The organism is Enterobacter sp. RHBSTW-00175 (genome assembly GCF_013927005.1).
Classification (GTDB): Bacteria; Pseudomonadota; Gammaproteobacteria; order Enterobacterales; family Enterobacteriaceae; genus Enterobacter.
This window is the reverse complement of sequence record NZ_CP055931.1, coordinates 28943-48917: the sequence shown is the minus strand read 5'-3', so window position 1 is coordinate 48917 and position 19975 is coordinate 28943. Positions and strand designations below refer to the sequence as shown.

Genomic DNA, 19975 nt, shown 5'->3' with positions numbered 1-19975 from the left:
AAGCACCTTCATCTTGAACTGGATTGGACACGCTCGCGCACAAAGCGCGCTGTGACTCGGCGGACGGAGAAGCTCGCGAAGTGCGTTACTCATAGCCACTTGGCCTTCTTGAAGCGCATGAATAGGAGAAGGCAGAACACCGCTATCACTCCGAGCACGACGAAGTAGCCATATGGCGTGTCCAGTTCCGGCATGTGCTTGAAGTTCATGCCATATATTCCGGCGATCGCCGTCGGGACCGCCAAGATCGCCGCCCAGGCCGCGAGCTGGCGAGTGACCACACCGATCCTTTGCGCTTCCAGAAGGCTGCTGGCCTCGAAGACCGTGGACAGGACAAGCAGGAGGCCGTCGACCATGGACTGCACGCGGTGGACATGGTCCGCGACGTCGTGGAAATATGGTGTCATTTCGGCGCTGATGCAGGGAAAGTGGCCGCGAACGAGCTTTCGCACCAGCTCGGCCATAGCCCCGAGCGTGCGCTGGAACCGCGTGAGTTCGGACCTTAGTTCGAAGATTCGCGCCACCTCTTCTGGCTCGAGGAAATCGTGCAGCGACCGTCGCTCCATCGCCAGGACGTCGTCCTCGATCATTTCGAAGATGGGCAGATACTGGTCGACCACTCGGTGCAAGATCGCGTGCAGCACATAGTCGACACCCTTGCCGAACTGCGTCGGCGATGCCTCGAGTTGCTCCCGAAGTTTGCCCAGCGCTCCGGCATTGCCGTGCCGCACGGTGATAAGGTGATTGTGACCGGTGAAGATCGCCATCTTGCCGTAGCTGATCCGGTCGCCGACCAGCTCGGCGGTCTGGGCGACGACGTACAACTCATCGTTGTAGACCTCGAGCTTGGGCGGGCACAGCGGGTGCATGGCGTTGTCGATCGCCAAAGGATGGAGGTTATACGTCGTCTGGATCGCGCTGAGTTCGTCTGCGGTGGGCTCGCTAAGCGCGATCCAGCAGAAGCCCGAGCGATTCTCGTTTAGTTCGACGTGCTCATCGAGCCTGATTTCACGGACTCGCTTACCTTCGTTGTAATAATATGCGGCGATAATGGTCATGCAGGGGTCGTCTCAGAAAACGGAAAATAAAGCACGCTAAGCGTGCGTGGAGGCTGGCACCCAGCGGTACAGCGTCGGAATGGACACGCCGAGGTTCTTGGCCACGTCCTTGGGCGGCACCCCGCTGGCCAGCAGCTTCTTGGCCGACTCGATCTTGCTGTCGGTCATCTTCGGCTTGCGGCCGCCTTTGCGGCCGAGCTGCTTGGCGACTTCCAGCCCGGCGCGGGTGCGCTCGACGGTCAGCTCGCGCTCCATTTCGGCAAGGCTCGCCATGACGTGGAAGAAGAACCGCCCGGATGGTGTGCCGGTGTCGATGGAGTCGGTGAGGCTCCTGAACTGGACACCGTGCTTGTGCAGATCGCCGACCAGATCGACCAGTTGCTTGACCGACCGGCCCAGCCGGTCGAGCTTCCAGACGACCAAAGTATCGCCTTCGCGCAGCATTTCGAGCGTCTTGGCCAAGCCAGGCCGGTCTGCCCGCGTGCCACTCACCTTGTCCTCGAAGACCTTTTTACATCCGGCCTTGCTCAAGGCTTCGCGTTGCAGCTCCAGGTTCTGATCCTGCGTCGAGACGCGCGCATAGCCAATCAACATGGCTTGTCTCGCGCCCGGTCGATGCGTTCCTGCATCGCCTGCATCACTTCTTCGTGGGTGTACGATCTGGCGTTGGCGTCGGTGGCTTGCCGCAGGGCTTCCTCAACCTCGCGCGTCATCCGCTCGTAATCCTCCGGCCACAGCGCTTGCTCCATGCGCAGCGACGCCTGACCCAGCAGGTGCAGCAGGCTGAACAGCCGCATGTCGTTGGTGGCGACGATGCGCTCCCGAATCTGCTCCTGAATAGCTTCGCTAGCCCGATGCGCTTGTGGTGTGGCAGTCCCCTCGTAGTCAGCGGGGAATTCCGCTTCCTCGGCAATCCTTGCCCAGGCGCTGGCCAGCGCCTCGATGGTTGACGTGCTCATTTCCGCCGCTCCTGTGCTCTTTGGCGAATCAACCGGCCAAGGGGCCTCGACGCGAAAACCAGCAGCATCACGCCTATCGGATACCAGGTCGAGAAGACCACCAAGGCATCGAAGGCTGGCCGTCCGGTGTTGGTAGGCAGTACGGCGGTCACAGCCATCAACCCGCCGACCGTCCAGATGATGCGCCACACGTAGGGCATCACGCGGGGCACGTAGCCGTCATCGAAAGCGGTCTGGTAGTAGCGGCGCAGGCCGCGCTCGGCAAGCGCCTGGCGCTGCCGCTCCGACAGCGCATCCGTCCGGCCATACCAGCGCCGGAATGGTGGACAGCGCAGCAGCAAAGGGGTGAAGAGGATCATCACCGCCACGATCGCGACACCCCACGCCATGACGGCGCCGGCATCGGGCCGCTTGGCGTTCTCGATCACGGGCGCGAAGACGCCCGGAGCACCGATCATCCAGAACAGCGCAATGTGCTGATGGAAGGAGAGCTTCATTTGCTCATCCACTTGCGCAGCAGGCGCTTTTTCAGGGAGGCGCGTTCTTGCGGGTTGCGTCCCTTGTGATTGGCGATGCGATCCGCCGTGGCGGCCTGGCGCTTGACGGGCCAGTAGGAGCGGCCATCCTTGCCCATCGACCAGACGCTGCTGGCCTGGTTTTCCAGCAGGGGCAGATGGGCGCTCAGGGCTTCGGGCGACGCGCTGGTCAGCGCCGTGCGCTCACGGGTGCGCCAGCGCTGATGCCAGAGCTTCTTGTCCTCGCGCTCGCTGCCGCAGGTCGTGTGCCCGACGATGGGTGTTTTGCGGCGGCTGCGGCTCATAACGTAGTGGTCTCCAAGAACATTCAGGACTGATCCCAGGCGTCGATGGTCAAGACCTGATCGGCAGGACAGGCGGCTACGCGGTCGGGAACTGGATGGTGTTCAGTCTCATGCCGACCCCATTCGATTGATCGCGTCGCTTGCGGCACGCTGCGACGCAAGGAGGTTTGCGACCTGGTTTAGCAGCCGTGTCCGCTGCATGTCTGTTACCTATCTCCCCGACCGCTCATTGGACCAACTCCAGAGATTGGGCTCTATCGCTCAGCCAATACGAAACCGGCATTGGCTGATGCCACAACCGAGACTAACACAAATGGCTCGGTACCTGTATTTCGCGCCCCGTGCACTTGGCCCGGTCTTGCCACGGCTATCTCACCTTCCCTGAGGGCACGAACAATCCCATTGCCCTGAAAGTAATCAGCCATTCCCGACAAAACAGTCCACGTGTCTTGGCCGTGAGGATGAATGTGAGCCGCAATTTCCTGCCCGGGATGGACATGCCAAACCACGATAATTGAGTCTCGGGTTTCAAGCACAACGGAACGAATAGGCTCGCCTTCGGACGGCTGAACATACTCGGCTACAGAAAATATTCTCGATTCAACAGTCATCGGAGATCCCTCTTTCACAGTTGTCGTTACGGTCTTCATCGTCGGCATCCTGACGCACGGCGGGCAATTGCTGGAGCAACGCCGGCAGCCATTCCTGTACCGTCTCCCACACCACATCGAGGTTGATGTCGAAATAGCCGTGAGCCATGCGATTACGCATATTGCGCATGCTGCGCCACGGCACGTCGGCATGCGCCTGGGTGAACTCGACGTAGCCATCCATCACCTTTGTGGCCGCCTCGCCGATGACGATCAGGCTCATGATGACGGCCTGCTGGGTGCGCTTGTCGGCCAAGAAGTCGTCCTTGGCCATCCCTTCCACGAAGCTGCGCGCATCGGTTGCGGCCTGCTGAATGTGGTCGAGGTAATCGGGCAGGCGGTTCTCGCTCATATCGGTTGCGCCTCCGCGAGCACCTTGGCCCGGAACTTCGGCGGCAGGTCGCCGGGAGTCAGCAGATCGACGTCAACGCCGAGCAGCGATTTCAGTTCTTCTTCCAAATCGCCCAAGTCCAACAACGTGGCACCGGGCAGCGCATCGACCAACAGGTCGAGGTCGCTGCCATCCCGGTCGGTGCCATGCAGCACCGAGCCGAAGACGCGCGGGTTCGCGGCGCGAAAGCGGCCTACCGCTTCACGCACTGCGCTTCGCTTCATGTCAAGCACAACAGACGGTCGCATGCGCATCCTTTCTTATCGAAACTCGTTGAGATGATATGCAATCAAGAATAGAATTTCAAGAACTATTTTCGAGAATCGCAATGCCTTGATTCCCGTGCCGCGCCGGTTGCCTTGGCGGGTTTGTCACAAACCTACGTTTTCAAGAAGAAGGAAACCGCATGCCCCGCCGTTCGATCCTCTCCGCCGCCGAGCGCGAAAGCCTGCTGGCGTTGCCGGACACCAAGGATGAGTTGATCCGTCACTACACGTTCAGCGAAAGCGACCTCTCCATCATCCGGCAGCGGCGCGGCCCGGCCAATCGGCTGGGCTTCGCGGTGCAGCTCTGCTACCTGCGCTTTCCCGGCGTCATCCTTGGCGCTGATGAGCCACCGTTCCCGCCATTGCTGAGACTGGTCGCCAACCAGCTCAAGGTCGGCATCGAAAGCTGGGACGAGTACGGGCAGCGTGAGCAGACCCGACGCGAGCACCTGGTCGAGCTGCAAACGGTGTTCGGCTTCCAGCCGTTCACGATTGGCCACTACCGGCAGGCTGTCCAGTTGCTGACCGAGCTGGCCATGCAAACCGACAAGGGCATCGTGCTGGCCAGAGCCTTGATCGAGCACCTGCGGCGGCAGTCGGTCATTGTGCCCGCCCTCAACGCCGTCGAGCGGGCGAGCGCCGAAGCGATTACCCGCGCCAACCGGCGTCTCTACGACGCCTTGGCTGAGCCGCTGACGGACGTGCATCGCCGTCGCCTCGACGATCTGCTCAAGCGCCGCGACAACGGCAAGACGACGTGGCTGGCCTGGCTGCGGCAATCCCCGGTCAAACCGAACTCGCGGCACATGCTGGAACACATCGAACGCCTCAAGGCGTGGCAGGCGCTCGACCTGCCCTCCGGCATCGAGCGGCTGGTTCACCAGAACCGGCTGCTCAAGATCGCCCGCGAGGGCGGCCAGATGACGCCCGCCGACCTGGCGAAGTTCGAGCCGCAGCGGCGTTACGCGACCCTGGTGGCGCTCGCCATCGAGGGCATGGCCACCGTCACCGACGAAATCATCGACCTGCATGACCGCATCCTGGGCAAGCTGTTCAATGCCGCCAAGAACAAGCATCAGCAGCAGTTCCAGGCATCCGGCAAGGCGATCAATGCCAAGGTGCGGCTGTTCGGGCGCATCGGCCAGGCGCTGATCGAGGCCAAGCAAGCGGGCCGCGATCCGTTCGCCGCCATCGAGGCCGTCATGTCCTGGGATGCTTTCGCCGAGAGCGTCACCGAAGCGCAGCGGCTCGCGCAACCCGAGGACTTCGATTTCCTGCACCGCATCGGCGAGAGCTACGCCACGCTGCGCCGCTACGCGCCGGAATTTCTCGACGTGCTCAAGTTGCGGGCCGCGCCCGCCGCCAAGGACGTACTCGACGCCATCGAGGTGCTGCGCAGCATGAACAGCGACAACGCCCGCAAGGTGCCCACCGACGCGCCGACCGAGTTCATCAAGCCGCGCTGGCAGAAGCTGGTGATGACCGACACCGGCATCGACCGGCGCTACTACGAACTGTGCGCGCTGTCGGAGCTGAAGAACGCGCTGCGCTCCGGCGACATCTGGGTGCAAGGCTCGCGCCAGTTCAAGGACTTCGAGGACTACCTGGTGCCGCCCGCGAAATTCGCCAGCCTCAAGCAGGCCAGCGAATTGCCGCTGGCCGTGGCCACCGATTGCGACCAGTACCTGCATGACCGGCTGACGCTGCTGGAAACGCAGCTCGCCACCGTCAACCGCATGGCGCTGGCCAACGAGCTGCCGGACGCCATCATCACGGAGTCGGGCCTGAAGATCACGCCGCTCGATGCGGCGGTGCCCGATACCGCACAGGCCCTGATCGACCAGACGGCGATGATCCTACCGCACGTCAAGATCACCGAATTGCTGCTGGAGGTAGACGAATGGACGGGCTTCACCCGGCACTTCGCCCACCTGAAGTCAGGCGACCTGGCCAAGGACAAAAACCTGTTGCTGACCACGATCCTCGCCGACGCGATCAACCTGGGCCTGACCAAGATGGCGGAATCGTGCCCCGGCACGACCTACGCCAAGCTGGCCTGGCTGCAAGCCTGGCACATCCGCGACGAAACCTACGGGGCGGCACTGGCCGAGCTGGTCAACGCGCAGTTCCGACATCCCTTCGCCGGGCATTGGGGCGACGGCACCACGTCATCGTCGGACGGCCAGAACTTCCGCACCGGCAGCAAGGCCGAGAGCACCGGCCACATCAATCCGAAATACGGCAGCAGCCCAGGGCGGACGTTCTACACCCATATCTCCGACCAGTACGCGCCGTTCCACACCAAGGTCGTGAACGTCGGCGTGCGCGACTCGACCTACGTGCTCGACGGCCTGCTGTATCACGAATCCGACCTGCGGATCGAGGAGCACTACACCGACACGGCAGGGTTCACGGACCACGTCTTCGCGTTGATGCACCTGCTGGGCTTCCGCTTCGCCCCGCGCATTCGTGACCTGGGCGACACCAAGCTCTACATCCCGAAGGGCGATGCCACCTACGAGGCGTTGAAACCGATGATCGGCGGCACGCTCAACATCAAGCACGTCCGCGCCCATTGGGATGAAATCCTGCGGATGGCCACCTCGATCAAGCAGGGCACGGCGACGGCCTCGCTGATGCTCAGGAAGCTTGGCAGCTACCCGCGCCAGAACGGCCTGGCCGTCGCCCTGCGTGAGCTGGGACGCATCGAGCGCACACTGTTCATCCTGGACTGGCTGCAAAGCGTCGAGCTGCGCCGCCGCGTGCATGCCGGGCTGAACAAAGGCGAGGCGCGCAACGCGCTGGCCCGCGCCGTGTTCTTCAACCGCCTGGGGGAAATCCGCGACCGCAGCTTCGAGCAGCAGCGCTACCGGGCCAGCGGCCTCAACCTGGTGACGGCGGCCATCGTGCTATGGAACACGGTCTATCTGGAGCGGGCCGCGAACGCCTTGCGTGGCCACGGTCAAGCCGTCGATGACGGCCTGTTGCAGTACCTGTCGCCGCTCGGCTGGGAGCACATCAACCTGACCGGCGATTACCTCTGGCGCAGCAGCGCCAAGATCGGCGCGGGCAAGTTCAGGCCGCTACGGCCGCTGCAACCGGCTTAGCGTGCTTTATTTAATGAGATGGTCACTCCCTCCTTCCCGGTATTATGCTGAGGACAGGCTTTCATTCGGAGAACTATCATGGAAAACATTGCGCTCATTGGTATCGATCTGGGTAAAAACTCTTTCCATATTCATTGCCAGGATCGTCGCGGGAAGGCTGTTTACCGTAAAAAATTTACCCGGCCAAAGTTGATCGAATTTTTGGCGACATGCCCCGCTACAACCATCGCAATGGAAGCCTGTGGCGGTTCTCACTTTATGGCACGCAAGTTGGAAGAGTTGGGGCATTCCCCAAAGCTGATATCACCACAATTTGTCCGCCCGTTCGTTAAAAGCAATAAAAACGACTTTGTCGACGCCGAAGCTATTTGTGAAGCTGCATCGCGTCCGTCTATGCGTTTTGTGCAGCCCAGAACGGAATCTCAGCAGGCAATGCGGGCTCTGCATCGTGTCCGTGAATCCCTGGTTCAGGATAAGGTAAAAACAACCAATCAAATGCATGCTTTTCTGCTGGAATTTGGCATTAGCGTTCCCCGAGGAGCTGCCGTTATTAGCCGACTGAGTACCATTCTTGAGGATAATAGTTTGCCTCTTTACCTCAGCCAGTTATTGCTGAAATTACAACAGCATTATCACTATCTTGTTGAGCAGATTAAAGATTTGGAATCCCAGTTGAAACGAAAGTTGGACGAAGATGAGGTTGGACAGCGCTTGCTGAGCATTCCCTGCGTCGGAACACTGACAGCGAGTACTATTTCAACTGAGATTGGCGACGGGAAGCAGTACGCCAGCAGCCGTGACTTTGCGGCGGCAACAGGGCTTGTACCTCGGCAGTACAGCACGGGAGGTAGGACGACATTGCTGGGAATTAGTAAGCGAGGTAATAAAAAGATCCGAACTTTGTTGGTTCAATGTGCCAGGGTATTCATACAAAAACTGGAACACCAGTCTGGCAAATTGGCCGATTGGGTCAGGGATTTACTGTGCCGGAAAAGCAACTTTGTCGTCACTTGTGCTCTGGCAAACAAGCTGGCCAGAATAGCCTGGGCCCTAACGGCACGACAGCAAACTTATGTAGCATAACGGCAGAAATACACCGGTTTAAAGAATTACTGATCTGGTTTTGCGAATACTGATATTGATGATACTAACGGCCCACCGGCCTGTTGAGGAACCTGTAAAACGGAAAGGCTCATTGAAGCCGTATATTTTCTGGAGGTTCATCAGGCGCGGAACTCATCAAGGCGCGGGAATAAAATCCCATTCAGACGCCGGATAGATTCAAGCAAGCCAACTTGTCGTCAAAATCGGTGTTGCAAAAACGGGAGTGACCATAGATTCCGTTTTCTGAGACGACCCCATGCAGGCCTCGCAGGAATTCGCAGGCCACGCTGTACAGCCGGTCGCGCCAGCCCGCGTTCGAGCCATGCCTGCACGTTCGAATAGCTGCTTAGGCCGAGGATGTCGCCCGCTGCGTAGAATTCGACCAGCGCATTCACCCAGCCAAACGTCGCAATGTCCGCGATCGAGTAATCATCGACAATCCATTCGCGGCCCTCCAGCCGGTGATCCAGGACCCCGAGAAGACGCCTGGATTCATCAACAAAGCGCTGCCGAGGTCGCTTGTCCTCATAGTCCTTGCCGGCAAATCGCAGGAAAAAGCCTAGCTGTCCGAAGGTCGGCCCAACGCCCGACACCTGAAAGAACACCCAGGCCAGAGTCTCGTACCGCTGGGCGGGTGTTGTTGAGATGAGCTGCCCCGTCTTGTCGGCCAGATAGATGAGGATCGCACCGGTTTCCCATATGCCAATGGGCTGGCCGTCAGGGCCAGCCGGATCGATGATCGCGGGTATGCGGCCGTTGGGATTCAACGACACGAACGCTGGATCCTTCGACTCGTTGTTCGAGATGTCGACGAAGTGGGGCTCATACGGCAGGCCAGTCTCCTCCAGCATCATCGAGACCTTGACGCCGTTGGGCGTGGGGGCCGCGTATAGTTGCAAGCGATCCGGATAAGATGCTGGCCAGCGCTGCGTGATGGGAAAGGAGGAGAGGTCTGTCATATCTGGATCCTGGCACTGCGACGGCGGCTGAATGGAATGATCTGCTTCAAGGCCGGGTTCGACGACCGCGTCGATTGACGCGGTCGTCGGAGGTTGCGAACCGGATCGGCGCGGCACTAACGGCAGCGAAGCCTATTCCGCTGCAGCCCCGGCCGCAGGGCTCACATCGCCGGCCTCATGCCGCTTTGGAAGAACCCAGTCGGGACGGACGAAGTGGCAGGTGTAGCCGCCCGGCCGCTTCTCCAGATAATCCTGGTGATCGGGCTCGGCCTCCCAGAACTCGCCGACCGGCTGGACCTCGGTCACCACTTTGCCATCCCACAGCCCCGAGGCATCCACATCGGCGATCGTATCCTCGGCGACGCGCTTCTGCTCCTCGTCGACATAATAGATGCCCGACCGGTAGGAGAGCCCACGATCATTGCCCTGGCGGTTCAGCGTCGTCGGATCGTGGATCTGGAAGAAGAATTCCAGGATGTGCCGGTAGCTCGTCACTGTCGGGTCGAAGACAATCTCGATCCCCTCGGCATGCGTGCCGTGATTACGATACGTGGCGTTCGGAATATCGCCGCCCGTGTAACCCACACGGGTCGAGATGATGCCGGGCCGCTTGCGGATCAGATCCTGCATGCCCCAGAAACATCCTCCTGCGAGAACAGCGCGCTGATGCATGTTAAGCCTCCTCTACTTGATCGAGATATTCACCGTATCCCTCGGACTCCATCTCGTCGCGCGGGATGAAGCGAAGGGACGCAGAGTTGATGCAGTAGCGCAGACCGCCGCGGTCGGAAGGACCGTCCGGGAAAACGTGGCCCAGATGGCTGTCGGCGTGTACCGACCTGACCTCCGTCCGGACCATGCCGTGTGCACTGTCCCGCACCTCGTTCACGTTTGCCGGAACGATCGGCTTGGTGAAGCTGGGCCAGCCAGTACCCGAATCGAACTTGTCCGTTGAAGCGAACAGCGGCTCTCCCGACACTATGTCGACGTAGATGCCAGGCTCCTTGTTGTCGTTGTGCTCACCCGTGAAGGGCCTTTCGGTCCCCGAATCCTGGGTAATCCGGCGTTGCTCGGGGGTCAGGCGGTCAACTGCTGCCTGTGACTTCTCAAACTTCATGATAGTCTCCAATAATTAATCTAAATAGATGCGCGGAATAGTAGATCACTGAAAGGGAACTCAGCCCGGATTGTGCGATCTGATCAATCGCCAAACCAACCAAAACCACCAACCGGACTGAGCGATGCCGATCATAGCACCAATACCCCGTGGCGAACGACGCCTGATGCAGAAAGCTATTCATAAAACGCGCGATAAAAATCATGCCCGCAGACTCACGGCCATGCTGATGCTTCATCGGGGTGAACGGGTCAGCGATGTTGCCAGAACTCTCTGTTGTGCTCGTTCATCCGTTGGTCGCTGGATTAACTGGTTTACGCACTCAGGTATTGAAGGCCTGAAATCCTTACCCGCAGGGCGCTCCCGACGCTGGCCTTTTGAACATATCTGCACCCTGTTACGTGAGCTGATAAAGCATTCTCCCGGCGATTTTGGTTATCAACGTTCACGCTGGAGCACCGAATTACTGGCATTAAAAATCAATGAGATAACCGGTTGCCAGTTACATGCAGGAACCGTTCGCCGCTGGTTGCCATCTGCGGGGCTTGTATGGCGCAGGGCCGCGCCAACTCTGCGTATCCGTGACCCACATAAAGATGAAAAGATGGCGGTAATCCACAAAGCGCTGGATGAATGCAGCGCAGAGCATCCGGTATTTTATGAAGATGAAGTGGATATCCACCTTAATCCTAAAATCGGTGCGGACTGGCAGTTGCGCGGACAGCAGAAACGGGTAGTGACGCCGGGGCAGAACGAAAAATACTATCTGGCCGGCGCACTGCACAGTGGCACGGGTAAAGTCAGCTACGTGGGCGGCAACAGCAAAAGTTCAGCGCTGTTTATCGCTCTGCTGAAGCACCTGAAAGCCACTTACCGGCGGGCGAAAACAATCACGCTGATCGTTGATAACTACATTATCCATAAAAGCCGCGAAACACAGCGCTGGTTGAAAGCAAATCCCAAGTTCAGGGTAATTTACCAGCCGGTTTACTCGCCGTGGGTGAATCATGTGGAACGGCTATGGCAGGCACTTCATGACACGATAACCCGTAATCATCAGTGCCGCTCAATGTGGCAGTTACTGAAAAAGGTCCGCCATTTTATGGAAACCGCCAGCCCATTCCCCGGAGGAAAACATGGTCAGGCAAAAGTGTAGCGGTATTAGGCGCAGCTATTTAGAGAGCTCGACACACTGTCATTTATCTTTGCAGTCATTGCGCCGACTATCGCAGTGCGCCCCAGATTTATCCAATACGCTGCGCGTATAGTTTCCATAGCGCCGAAGCTCTTCACGTCGTGATTCAGTTCCACTCATACCGGGCTGCCAGCTGCGCGATGTTCCGTATCTCGACCGTTGCCGTGGAGCCGGATACTGTCGCGATCACGACTTCGCGCTCCAAGACAAATCCGTCGATCGGCCGAGTGACGAGGCCTTGCACGGTCGGCGATCGTTCCGGAAGAATGCATATGGCGTGGCCGTCAGCGACGACCCGTTGCACCCAGTCCTCGCGATCTGATCGAAAGCGAGGTCGCATGAGCAAGTCCCGTCGCGCGAAGTGATCGAGGATCCGATCGCGAAACTCGCATTTCAGGCGATCGACGAAAGGAAACTCGAGCAGGTCTTCGCCGCGCACGATCTCGTTGGCAGCCAAGGGATGGTTTGCAGAACAGCCGAGCACGAAGCGCTCCCGAAATAGAGGATGCACATCCAGCTTGCGTTCCGGTCTTGTTTCACGCGGCATGATGCACGCGTGGTATTTTCCTGAAAGCACCTCCGATGTGTCCTCGTTCGACTGGAGCGAGTGCAGCTTGATTTCGATGGATGGCATCTCCGCCAATGCGCTCTCGAAGAATGCCGTAAATTCCTTTGGTCCGACGGTGGGCGCGACGGCGACATCCAGCACGCGGTGCCCCCCCATCGCCCAGTGCTCCGAGTGATTGCGAACGCTCTTCATCGCGACCACCATGCGCCGGAATTCTGCCTCGACGTCATGGCCAAGGCCAGTCAGGCGGCTGTTCTTCCCGTCGCGATAGATCAGCGGCCCGCCAAGCTCATCTTCCAAGCGGCGGATCGCGCGGGTCAGACTTGGCTGTGACACACCGCTCAAGCGAGCGGCCGCTGTGAAATTCAGCGTCTCGGCCAAGTTGATGAAATAGCTGACTTGATTGAGTTCCATAGTCCTTTGGCCCACGCGCCTGACTGATACCTCTTCCGTGAGACCGCCTTTGGAAAGCAGGTCGCAGAAGTATGCTTGGCGCATATAATCATGGTATAGGGGCTTGTCTATATGCGCCAGACATATAAATGATAGCCTGAGATGACGATTACCGGTTGGCGGTGCGCTCCGCTCAGCTCCGTCGAAGGTTCTGAGAGCGCAACCGCCAAGCCGCGTGCTGGAGGTTTGATGGACATGGCAGGAAGATCATTTACGTTTGTCAGTGGGGCTGGCTCTCCGCTGTCCGGGCACCTCGAACCGCCGGAAGGGACGCCGCGGGGCTGGGCGATCTTCGCCCACTGCTTCACGTGCGGGAAAGACAGTCGCGCCGCTGTTCACATCTCGCGCGCGCTGTCGCGTGCGGGCATCGGGGTCTTGAGGTTCGATTTCGCCGGGACCGGGATCGGCGGTGGGACGGGAGAACCTGTGAACTTCGCGTCGGACGTCGAGGACCTTCGGGCCGCCGCAAATGCGATGGCGGCGGCGGGCATGTCACCGTCCCTCCTCGTCGGGCACAGCCTGGGTGGCACCGCTGCGATCGTAGCCGCCGCCGACATGCCTGATATTGCGGCGGTAGCGACGATTGGTGCGCCGGCCGACCTTCAGCATATCTTGCGCCTCTTCGGACCGAATGATCTGGACACCATCGCGAGCGAGGGCGAGGCCTCGGTGGAGATTGCCGGTAGGCCCTTCCTCATTCGCCGAGGGTTCCTTGAGGCGGTTGAGGGGATCGACGTCGAGAAGGCCATTGCCTCCCTGCGACGGCCGGTGCTGGTCATGCACTCTCCGCTGGATCAGGTGGTCGGCATCGACCACGCGTCGCGCATCTTCGTCGCGTCCAGGCACCCTAAAAGCTTCATCTCGCTCGACAACGCGGATCACCTTCTCACCGACGTCGCGGACGCGAACTACGCCGCGGCCATGGTGGCGGTTTGGGCGAGCCGCTTTCTCCCACCACTCAGCGCGGATCTTCCGCAGGTCGAGGTTGCGGAGGGCGTCGTCTCCACCGAAACTCTTGCAGGGACGTTCCAGCTCAAGGTCCGCAGCGGCGAGCACACTCTGTTCGCCGACGAGCCAGCATCGGTCGGTGGCCTCGGGACCGGACTATCTCCCTACGAACTCGTATCTGCCGGCCTCGCAGCCTGCACGGTGATGACGATGCGTCTCTATGCGAACCGCAAGGGCTTTCCGCTCGAACGGGCGAGCACGACCGTGCAGCACGAGAAGGTGCCGGACATGATGCCACCCGACCGGTTCACCCGCACCATTGTCCTCGATGGGCCGCTGAGTGATGATCAGCGCGCTCGGATCCTCGCGATCGCTGATCGGTGTCCCGTCGATCTGAGTCTCATCCGGGGTTCGGACGTGCAGACCGAGCTCTTGAGCGCCAGTCAGGCTGCGGATCCCGCGAGGCTGGCTTGACCGTGGCGCACACGGAGGAGGGCGAACGGACTGTGAGCCAATCGCCTACCGGCAATAGGGCGGCCGCGACAGAGCGAGCAATTCTCGCAGGCGGCTGCTTCTGGGGCATGGAGGATTTGCTGCGCCGAGCCAGGGGAGTCATTTCGACGCGTGTCGGTTACACAGGCGGAGAAATGCCTGATCCGACCTACGCGAGACATTACGGCCATGCGGAAGCAGTGGAAGTGACCTTCGACCCTTCCGTTCTCGCCTATCGCTCGCTCTTGGAACTCTTCTTCCAGATACATGACCCCACGACCTACGAGCAACAAGGCAGCGATGTCGGTCCGAGCTATCGATCGGCGATTTTCTACACCACCGAAGTGCAGAAGGAAGTCGCCCTCACAACCATCGCGGAAATCGAGGCATCAGGAAGCTGGCCAGGCCCGGTCGTGTCGGAGATCAACCCAGAAGAACCCTTTTGGGAGGCGGAGCCAGAGCACCAAGAATACCTGGTGCGCTATCCTGGGGGCTATAGCTGCCACTTCGTGCGCCCGACCTGGCGGTTGGACCGCTCAGACGAACGCCCAGCTGTAATACTTGACAGAAAGAGTTGATGATGACCGAAACCGTGACTAATCAGGCCGCCTGGCAGAAAGCGCCGGGGCAGCCACTGAGGATCGGTGTCACCGCTCTGCCGCATCTGGCGGCGAACGAGATATTGATCCGCAACGCGGCCATCGCGATCAACCCACTCGACTGGATTCTGCAGGACGTCGCGCTTTTGCCATGGCTCGACTATCCCGCGATTCTCGGCAGCGACGTCTCCGGTGAGGTCGCGGCGGTCGGTGGCGCGGTCGAGCGGTTCAAGGTCGGCGATCGAGTCATCGGACAGGCGGTCGGGACAACCGTAAATCAACCTGCGCAGGGTGCGTTCCAGCACCACACGATCGTGCTGGACCACATGGCGGCGCCGATCCCCAACAACATTGCCTTCGCTGATGCGGCAGTCCTCCCGCTTGGCCTTGGCACCGCCGCAAGCGGGCTCTACGGACGGACACAGTTGGCTCTCGCGCCACCGTTACACTCGCCGACCGCGCGTCCAGAGGTCGTTCTGGTCTGGGGTGGATCGTCGAGCGTTGGCTGCAACGCCATCCAGCTCGCGGTGGCGTCGGGCTACAGGTGCGTCGCCACCGCTTCGGCGCGCAACGTCGGCCTGTTGAAGGAGCTGGGTGCAAGCGAGGTTCTTGACCACTCGAGTCCAGCCATCGTGGAAGACGTGATTGAGGCAATGCGCGGGCGCAGTCTCGCTGGAACGCTTCACGCGACCGGTCACATGAAAGACTGTTTTGCCGTAGTTGCGAGATGCGAGGGCTCGCGCCGGGTGGCAGCGACGCTGGCCCCGCCCGACGAGCGTTCATTTGGAGTCGAGGCGACGCACATCTCCGGGACGAGCCTCAAGGATGACGAGGTTGGTCCAATGATCTACCGCGAATTCCTGCCGCAGGCTCTCGCGGCGCGCACGTTCGTCCCCGCCCCTCCGGCGAAGATCGTGGGCCAGGGCCTTGAAATGCTCCAGGCTGCCTTGGAAGCCCTGAAGGCGGGTGTATCCGCAGCGAAAATCGTCGTTACCCTGCCTTGAGTGACCAGCCAGGCGGTTTTTCGCGTTCGCAGTCTGAGGTGGCCCGCACTTTGCCGATTGGGAAGCTCTACCGGGAAAACGCGTTTGGGACGCGCGCTGCGCTCCTGCCGGAGCATGCGTTCCCGAAACCTGTTCCCGACTGCTTTTCCCCGAAACTACCTATCGGACATAGAGAAATGGGAATGCAGCGAGTGGTTTGAACGGCCGCTTCCGAAACCGCGTTCCGATCAATTGAGCGGCTAAAAGTGGGGCGATCACCGACATATTAGAATGAGACCGCCATGCCCGATCGGCCGGCTTGACGCGTAGCCAAAAGAATGCGGCTGATGGTAGGCTCGCTGACATTATGAAGCCCCGCCATCTGAGCAGCGTTGAGCTGCCGCAATTGCGAGTCTCCTACGCGTCGTCGTTCTTCTCGCGGTCCACACCTCGCTCATGCAATTCGGCATCGACGGGGCAGTTCGTGCAGCCCTCGTAGCAGCACAAGCGGCAGATGCGGTATGACTGCTCGAGGTTTTCCAAGCGATTTCGGAGAACGCGTTCAGCGATGTCCGATAAGGTTTTCAGTTCGTCTGGATTAAGGATCGATAGCCCTTCGGCAATCACTTGATCGCGCGAGGCCAGGACCTCGTCGCTCGCGACCTTGCCAGTTGGAGTAAGATAGAGGGATCGCGCGCGCCCGTCTGTCGAATGCTCCCTACGCTCGATCAATCCCTCGCTTACCAATCTATCCACCAGGCGAACAGTTCCAGCATGTGAAAGGCCCACCCCGATCGCAAGCATACGGATCGAGAGCCCGGGCTTGTGCGCGAGCAACGCCAGCGCTGAGGCGGCGGGTCCAGCTTCCGGCGCCCGCGATGAACTAGCGCGAACGATGTCGTCGCTGATCATGAGTGCGAACGCCCCGAAAATGTTTCGATCTCGAGGTCCATCCATTGCCACATCTATATGTGCGCGGAGCATAGACAGCAAGCCATACCGTGGTCCTCTTCCTCCGCGCGGCTTGTGGAAAATGTCCTGTTTTAGAAGGGTTTCGGAGGATTTCGACTGATCGAGCGCGCCGAAAAAAACGGGTCCGGCTCGTTAAGGCCGCGGAACCGTTGATACCTGGCGGCTATAGGGCAAGCCTTTTCGCTCGGAATCGCCGTAGGTCGCGCCCGAGAATCACTCCGCGTCAGCGCTGTCATCCAGGCCGCGCAGGTGCAGATCAGCGAGACCTAGCTTGCCCCCGGCGTCGCACTTCCATCGTGTCACCGCGCGCGATCACGATTGTATCAATCCCATTGAGGAACAGTCCGTGCTCCACGACGTCGGGGATTGCGGCGAAACGGGCGAAGACCGCGTCGCCATGCAGCTGAGCGCCTCCGGGCTCGATATCGCGACGGAGCATCCATGCCCCGCGGAGGTTCTGCAGGATTTGCACGCCCGCCGTCACGAGAGGACCACAGTCACGAGAGCACAAGCGCCCCTCTGTGGCGGACCGAAGCACGCAGCAGCACGAGGGACGCCGCTAGCAGAACTGCGTCCTTCAGTAGAAACTGCCCTGGTGCAGCCGAAATCGCAGGAAAGCCGCCGGCAGTCTGCTCCGCGACACCTGGAGTGGTGATGAAAAAGGTCAGCGTGATCAGATAGGTCGCTGCTGACATTAGTGCGCCTAGCGCAGAGAAGAGTGGACGAAATGCACCAAGGATCAGAACGAGACCGGTCGATAACTCGATAACGCCGATGAAATAGCTTTGCCCCTGCGTCCCGAACATGCCGAGCCAATTCATGATCGGGCTGTGTTCGATAAACGGGGCGATACCATAGGCCTCGTACGCTGTGAACTTCATCGCGCCGAACCACAGAAATACGATCACGAGAGCCCATCTAAGCAGGCCAAGATCCCTCCGACCGTGCTCGGGGACAAGAAATTCATAACGGTCGAAAATGCTCATCTAAAATTCCTCAACAGTGGTCCCGTGGGAACGTCACGAACGTCGTCTACGTGCTTCGGGCAGGCGTTGCAGTATATGCGCGACGCATATACCATATACTAATAAGCGAGATATGTCGAGCGGCTGGCTCGCGCTTCGCTGCCTCACGAAGCCATCCTCATCGGCGATGCCTTTACCCAGCAAACGCGCGACCTTTGCGGGATTTTGACTTGATGGGGCTGGCGCTCCGGGTGGGCCTATAGCCCGTTGGCAAACGTCCAGCCTGTACGGATGGACGCGGCCCTGGACGAGATAACCATGCCCACCGAAATCGTAGCAGCGATCGGCGAAGGCGCGCTCGCTTATCGAGAGAGCGGCATTCTCTCACTGGCAGATGGCAGAGTATTCTCCGCGTGCCGGCAGTATCGCTATCGCTTGAGCGAGGACAGTGTTGTCGTCGAGTTCGCAGACGGACCTCATATCGGGACGCAGTTCCTCAGCTTGAGTTTCTCGCGGACGGATACCGGGTTGGAAGCGAGTGGCGTCTATGCCTGCGGAGACGACACCTACCATGCAACCTACAGGATTCTGGGGCCGGCGGCCTTTGAAGTGGTCATCATGGTCCAAGGGCCTGCAAAGGCATACGAGCTAGTCAGCCGATATTCCCGGTCGGGATAAATGCTCATGTCAGGAGGGCAAGTCCTCTGTTGCCCTTATCATGGCCGTGAAAGGCAGCGCCGGAATAACTTACCACGCGCTGCAAATCCGAAGACGATTGTCGTCGTCATCAGAAGGTAGGCGACTATCCCACCAGGTGAAAGAGTCGGAACCGCTGCGAGGATCAACCCATCATTCCCGCCGGGTATGAGCGCGATGCCGATACCCATCAATGTGCCGCCGACGACAGATCGCAGAATGCCATTGGCTGTCGGCAGTTGGAGACGCAGATTGCCTTGGCGAAAGGAGGCGGTTAGGGCGCCTGCGATCGAAGAGATCACCGCAGTGAGCGCGACCTCGCCGGCCGGGGACATTCTGAGAGGAAGGGCGCGTTGAATCACGTCTGCGAAGGTCCAGGCCGGCGAGAGTGCATATAGAAGTCCGCCAGTGATACCGAGTCCAATCATCGAAGCGCCGAACGACCAACCCGGCTTTGTTCGCAGAACGCTCTTCGTGGAAACGAAAACGAGTGCCAGCACGAGCACAACTAGGAAGGCTAGGAGAGTAACGAGGCCTGTTGCGCTCGGTTTGGAGATTAAGCTTGGCCATGTTGAATCGTAGCCGAACCTGCCATGGTCGGCAGCCAAGATACCAATCGTTAATCCCAAGGGTAGAGCTAGAAGTCGCATCTCCCCATCCCCAAGCCGCGCCAGCGATCCGAGCAGGCATGTGTCATTAATGAGTGCGCCGAGGCCGAAGGCGATGGCGCCGATGAGCAGGAGGAAATTGATGCTGGTCGAGGGTGCGAGTGTTGCGCCCAGTGTTCCCGTCCAGACTATCGGGACCGCAACCAGGCCTGCCGCTGCCGACGCTGCGAGAAATCCGACGAACATTTTCGGCGGCTGTCTTCTGTGTAACTCATGAGCGGCCACCACTAAACAGGTTCCGCCTTGGTTCGCCGCATATCCGAACCCGAAGGCAAGTACGCATAGAAGAAGTTCGAGCGCAAACGATCCCATTATTTCAAGCCTGCCTGATCATATCGTCAGCCTTCTGATGCGACGTTCCAGCGTGGCGAGCGCCCCGGCTTAGCTTTACCACGGGAAGGCGCGATCCTGCTGTAGCCGCACAGATGGCAAAGGCTGACCGAGCCATCTTTGTCGAAGCCGTTTGCCACAAGGAGCCGCTCCGACAGCATGCCTAGAATGTCGAGGTCATTGGGCGACAGGGGCGAAATACATTCGGAGATCACCTGCTCCCGTGCCTTGAGCAAGGCGTCCGTTATCTTCTTCCCCGAATTGGTGAGGTGAATGAAGCGCGCCCGCCTGTCGGTGATTTGTCTTCGTCGTTCCACCAACTGTTCGCGCTCGAGCCTATCGATCAATCGCACCGTCCCGGCATGAGAAAGCCCGATCGAGGTAGCCAAAACGCTGATCGGCAGTCCGGGCTCCATGCTGAGTAACACCATCACGGCGGTCCCCGGGCCGCTTGGTGAAAACGAGGCCGAGACACTGGCGATGCTGTCTGCAACGGCCAACGCGAGTGCACCTAAATGGTACTTGGCGACCTCAGGCTCCATACCGCAAGAATATATGCTTCGCGCATAGACTTCAAGCGTGTGAAAATGTATGACCGCCGCATGCATCTATGACAGATTCGGACATGGTCATGCTCATTGAGGGGCTCAGCTCGGATTCCACATCTGAGATCAA

The 19975-nt window shown here is 59.7% G+C and carries 22 protein-coding genes and 1 pseudogene; 7 read left to right on the top strand and 16 right to left on the bottom strand.

Going from position 1 to position 19975, the window contains the following annotated elements; translation table 11 throughout:
• Positions 1-89 precede the first annotated feature (89 nt).
• From HV107_RS26300 to HV107_RS26265, 8 genes are all read right to left on the bottom strand, one after another.
• The gene (locus tag HV107_RS26300; protein WP_032640602.1) at positions 90-1058 is read right to left on the bottom strand and encodes a magnesium and cobalt transport protein CorA; all 969 of its coding nucleotides are present in this window, start codon (positions 1056-1058) and stop codon (positions 90-92) included.
• A gap of 36 nt (positions 1059-1094) precedes the next feature.
• Positions 1095-1652: a recombinase family protein gene (locus HV107_RS26295; RefSeq protein WP_003100847.1), complete on the bottom strand. Its 558-nt coding sequence runs from the start codon at positions 1650-1652 to the stop codon at positions 1095-1097.
• Positions 1646-2017, bottom strand: coding sequence for a hypothetical protein (locus HV107_RS26290; protein WP_003100853.1), 372 nt, complete (start codon positions 2015-2017; stop codon positions 1646-1648). Before HV107_RS26290 ends, HV107_RS26295 begins: the two co-directional genes overlap by 7 nt.
• Complete coding sequence (locus HV107_RS26285) at positions 2014-2514, bottom strand: hypothetical protein (RefSeq protein WP_003100856.1); 501 nt, start codon at positions 2512-2514, stop codon at positions 2014-2016. Before HV107_RS26285 ends, HV107_RS26290 begins: the two co-directional genes overlap by 4 nt.
• Positions 2511-2837 carry a hypothetical protein gene (locus HV107_RS26280; protein ID WP_003100858.1) on the bottom strand — a complete coding sequence of 109 codons (327 nt, stop codon included), beginning with the start codon at positions 2835-2837 and terminating at the stop codon, positions 2511-2513. Before HV107_RS26280 ends, HV107_RS26285 begins: the two co-directional genes overlap by 4 nt.
• Before the next feature lie 254 nt (positions 2838-3091).
• Entirely contained in the window at positions 3092-3448 is a 357-nt protein-coding gene (locus tag HV107_RS26275) for a cupin domain-containing protein (RefSeq protein WP_000215515.1), read from the bottom strand.
• Positions 3438-3839 carry a DUF86 domain-containing protein gene (locus HV107_RS26270; RefSeq protein ID WP_001293886.1) on the bottom strand — a complete coding sequence of 134 codons (402 nt, stop codon included), beginning with the start codon at positions 3837-3839 and terminating at the stop codon, positions 3438-3440. Before HV107_RS26270 ends, HV107_RS26275 begins: the two co-directional genes overlap by 11 nt.
• Complete coding sequence (locus tag HV107_RS26265; protein ID WP_001247892.1) at positions 3836-4126, bottom strand: nucleotidyltransferase family protein; 291 nt, start codon at positions 4124-4126, stop codon at positions 3836-3838. Before HV107_RS26265 ends, HV107_RS26270 begins: the two co-directional genes overlap by 4 nt.
• A gap of 158 nt (positions 4127-4284) precedes the next feature.
• Between HV107_RS26265 and HV107_RS26260 the strand changes: the two genes are divergently transcribed.
• Both HV107_RS26260 and HV107_RS26255 read left to right on the top strand, forming a co-directional pair.
• A complete protein-coding gene (locus tag HV107_RS26260) occupies positions 4285-7251 on the top strand; it encodes a Tn3-like element ISPa38 family transposase (RefSeq protein WP_015065644.1) in 2967 nt (988 codons plus the stop codon).
• A gap of 78 nt (positions 7252-7329) precedes the next feature.
• Positions 7330-8334, top strand: coding sequence for an IS110-like element IS4321 family transposase (locus HV107_RS26255; protein WP_000427623.1), 1005 nt, complete (start codon positions 7330-7332; stop codon positions 8332-8334).
• A gap of 278 nt (positions 8335-8612) precedes the next feature.
• Here HV107_RS26255 and HV107_RS26250 read toward each other — a convergent pair.
• From HV107_RS26250 to msrB, 3 genes and pseudogenes are all read right to left on the bottom strand, one after another.
• A pseudogene (locus HV107_RS26250) lies at positions 8613-9314 on the bottom strand (glutathione S-transferase N-terminal domain-containing protein); the annotation flags it as partial.
• Between the two features lie 132 nt (positions 9315-9446).
• Positions 9447-9986 (bottom strand): peptide-methionine (S)-S-oxide reductase MsrA, encoded by a 540-nt coding sequence (msrA, locus tag HV107_RS26245; RefSeq protein WP_004099036.1) that lies wholly within the window; start codon positions 9984-9986, stop codon positions 9447-9449.
• A gap of 1 nt (position 9987) precedes the next feature.
• Positions 9988-10431, bottom strand: coding sequence for a peptide-methionine (R)-S-oxide reductase MsrB (gene msrB, locus HV107_RS26240; protein ID WP_004099035.1), 444 nt, complete (start codon positions 10429-10431; stop codon positions 9988-9990).
• Between the two features lie 124 nt (positions 10432-10555).
• On the opposite strand from msrB, the gene HV107_RS26235 reads away from it, so the two are divergent.
• A complete protein-coding gene (locus tag HV107_RS26235; RefSeq protein ID WP_032425611.1) occupies positions 10556-11587 on the top strand; it encodes an IS630-like element ISEc33 family transposase in 1032 nt (343 codons plus the stop codon).
• Between the two features lie 145 nt (positions 11588-11732).
• Here HV107_RS26235 and HV107_RS26230 read toward each other — a convergent pair whose 3' ends face one another.
• The gene (locus HV107_RS26230) at positions 11733-12608 is read right to left on the bottom strand and encodes a LysR family transcriptional regulator (protein WP_011191349.1); all 876 of its coding nucleotides are present in this window, start codon (positions 12606-12608) and stop codon (positions 11733-11735) included.
• A gap of 228 nt (positions 12609-12836) precedes the next feature.
• Between HV107_RS26230 and HV107_RS26225 the strand changes: the two genes are divergently transcribed.
• The 3 genes from HV107_RS26225 to HV107_RS26215 all read left to right on the top strand — a co-directional run bounded on the left by HV107_RS26225 (position 12837) and on the right by HV107_RS26215 (position 15690).
• A complete protein-coding gene (locus HV107_RS26225) occupies positions 12837-14069 on the top strand; it encodes a bifunctional alpha/beta hydrolase/OsmC family protein (protein WP_004357650.1) in 1233 nt (410 codons plus the stop codon).
• A 107-nt stretch (positions 14070-14176) separates the two neighbouring features.
• Positions 14177-14665, top strand: coding sequence for a peptide-methionine (S)-S-oxide reductase MsrA (gene msrA / locus HV107_RS26220; RefSeq protein WP_045269765.1), 489 nt, complete (start codon positions 14177-14179; stop codon positions 14663-14665).
• A complete protein-coding gene (locus HV107_RS26215) occupies positions 14665-15690 on the top strand; it encodes a zinc-binding alcohol dehydrogenase family protein (RefSeq protein WP_004357654.1) in 1026 nt (341 codons plus the stop codon). The genes msrA (HV107_RS26220) and HV107_RS26215 overlap by 1 nt, the downstream gene beginning before the upstream one ends.
• A 396-nt stretch (positions 15691-16086) precedes the next feature.
• Here the strand turns inward: HV107_RS26215 and HV107_RS26210 are convergent, their stop codons facing one another.
• On the bottom strand, positions 16087-16581 hold the full coding sequence (locus HV107_RS26210) for a MarR family winged helix-turn-helix transcriptional regulator (RefSeq protein ID WP_004099028.1): 495 nt from the start codon (positions 16579-16581) through the stop codon (positions 16087-16089).
• 557 nt (positions 16582-17138) lie between these two features.
• Entirely contained in the window at positions 17139-17627 is a 489-nt protein-coding gene (locus tag HV107_RS26200; RefSeq protein ID WP_004099027.1) for a YkgB family protein, read from the bottom strand.
• Between the two features lie 297 nt (positions 17628-17924).
• Here HV107_RS26200 and HV107_RS26195 point away from each other — a divergent pair, with 297 nt between their 5' ends.
• A complete protein-coding gene (locus HV107_RS26195; RefSeq protein ID WP_166479491.1) occupies positions 17925-18284 on the top strand; it encodes a DUF6314 family protein in 360 nt (119 codons plus the stop codon).
• Positions 18285-18322: 38 nt separating this feature from the next.
• Here HV107_RS26195 and HV107_RS26190 read toward each other — a convergent pair whose 3' ends face one another.
• Together HV107_RS26190 and HV107_RS26185 are read right to left on the bottom strand one after the other, a co-directional pair.
• Positions 18323-19282, bottom strand: coding sequence for a YeeE/YedE thiosulfate transporter family protein (locus tag HV107_RS26190; protein WP_004099025.1), 960 nt, complete (start codon positions 19280-19282; stop codon positions 18323-18325).
• A 26-nt stretch (positions 19283-19308) separates the two neighbouring features.
• Positions 19309-19731: a MarR family winged helix-turn-helix transcriptional regulator gene (locus HV107_RS26185; protein ID WP_223296479.1), complete on the bottom strand. Its 423-nt coding sequence runs from the start codon at positions 19729-19731 to the stop codon at positions 19309-19311.
• Positions 19732-19975 lie beyond the last annotated feature (244 nt).

Bases quoted from the DNA above. Each gene is read 5' to 3' on its own strand.
- HV107_RS26300 (WP_032640602.1), bottom strand. From the start codon at position 1,058: ATGACCATTATCGCCGCATATTATTACAACGAAGGTAAGCGAGTCCGT.
- HV107_RS26295 (WP_003100847.1), bottom strand. From the start codon at position 1,652: ATGTTGATTGGCTATGCGCGCGTCTCGACGCAGGATCAGAACCTGGAG.
- HV107_RS26290 (WP_003100853.1), bottom strand. From the start codon at position 2,017: ATGAGCACGTCAACCATCGAGGCGCTGGCCAGCGCCTGGGCAAGGATT.
- HV107_RS26285 (WP_003100856.1), bottom strand. From the start codon at position 2,514: ATGAAGCTCTCCTTCCATCAGCACATTGCGCTGTTCTGGATGATCGGT.
- HV107_RS26280 (WP_003100858.1), bottom strand. From the start codon at position 2,837: ATGAGCCGCAGCCGCCGCAAAACACCCATCGTCGGGCACACGACCTGC.
- HV107_RS26275 (WP_000215515.1), bottom strand. From the start codon at position 3,448: ATGACTGTTGAATCGAGAATATTTTCTGTAGCCGAGTATGTTCAGCCG.
- HV107_RS26270 (WP_001293886.1), bottom strand. From the start codon at position 3,839: ATGAGCGAGAACCGCCTGCCCGATTACCTCGACCACATTCAGCAGGCC.
- HV107_RS26265 (WP_001247892.1), bottom strand. From the start codon at position 4,126: ATGCGACCGTCTGTTGTGCTTGACATGAAGCGAAGCGCAGTGCGTGAA.
- HV107_RS26260 (WP_015065644.1), top strand. From the start codon at position 4,285: ATGCCCCGCCGTTCGATCCTCTCCGCCGCCGAGCGCGAAAGCCTGCTG.
- HV107_RS26255 (WP_000427623.1), top strand. From the start codon at position 7,330: ATGGAAAACATTGCGCTCATTGGTATCGATCTGGGTAAAAACTCTTTC.
- msrA (WP_004099036.1), bottom strand. From the start codon at position 9,986: ATGCATCAGCGCGCTGTTCTCGCAGGAGGATGTTTCTGGGGCATGCAG.
- msrB (WP_004099035.1), bottom strand. From the start codon at position 10,431: ATGAAGTTTGAGAAGTCACAGGCAGCAGTTGACCGCCTGACCCCCGAG.
- HV107_RS26235 (WP_032425611.1), top strand. From the start codon at position 10,556: ATGCCGATCATAGCACCAATACCCCGTGGCGAACGACGCCTGATGCAG.
- HV107_RS26230 (WP_011191349.1), bottom strand. From the start codon at position 12,608: ATGGAACTCAATCAAGTCAGCTATTTCATCAACTTGGCCGAGACGCTG.
- HV107_RS26225 (WP_004357650.1), top strand. From the start codon at position 12,837: ATGGACATGGCAGGAAGATCATTTACGTTTGTCAGTGGGGCTGGCTCT.
- msrA (WP_045269765.1), top strand. From the start codon at position 14,177: ATGGAGGATTTGCTGCGCCGAGCCAGGGGAGTCATTTCGACGCGTGTC.
- HV107_RS26215 (WP_004357654.1), top strand. From the start codon at position 14,665: ATGATGACCGAAACCGTGACTAATCAGGCCGCCTGGCAGAAAGCGCCG.
- HV107_RS26210 (WP_004099028.1), bottom strand. From the start codon at position 16,581: ATGATCAGCGACGACATCGTTCGCGCTAGTTCATCGCGGGCGCCGGAA.
- HV107_RS26200 (WP_004099027.1), bottom strand. From the start codon at position 17,627: ATGAGCATTTTCGACCGTTATGAATTTCTTGTCCCCGAGCACGGTCGG.
- HV107_RS26195 (WP_166479491.1), top strand. From the start codon at position 17,925: ATGCCCACCGAAATCGTAGCAGCGATCGGCGAAGGCGCGCTCGCTTAT.
- HV107_RS26190 (WP_004099025.1), bottom strand. From the start codon at position 19,282: ATGGGATCGTTTGCGCTCGAACTTCTTCTATGCGTACTTGCCTTCGGG.
- HV107_RS26185 (WP_223296479.1), bottom strand. From the start codon at position 19,731: ATGGTGTTACTCAGCATGGAGCCCGGACTGCCGATCAGCGTTTTGGCT.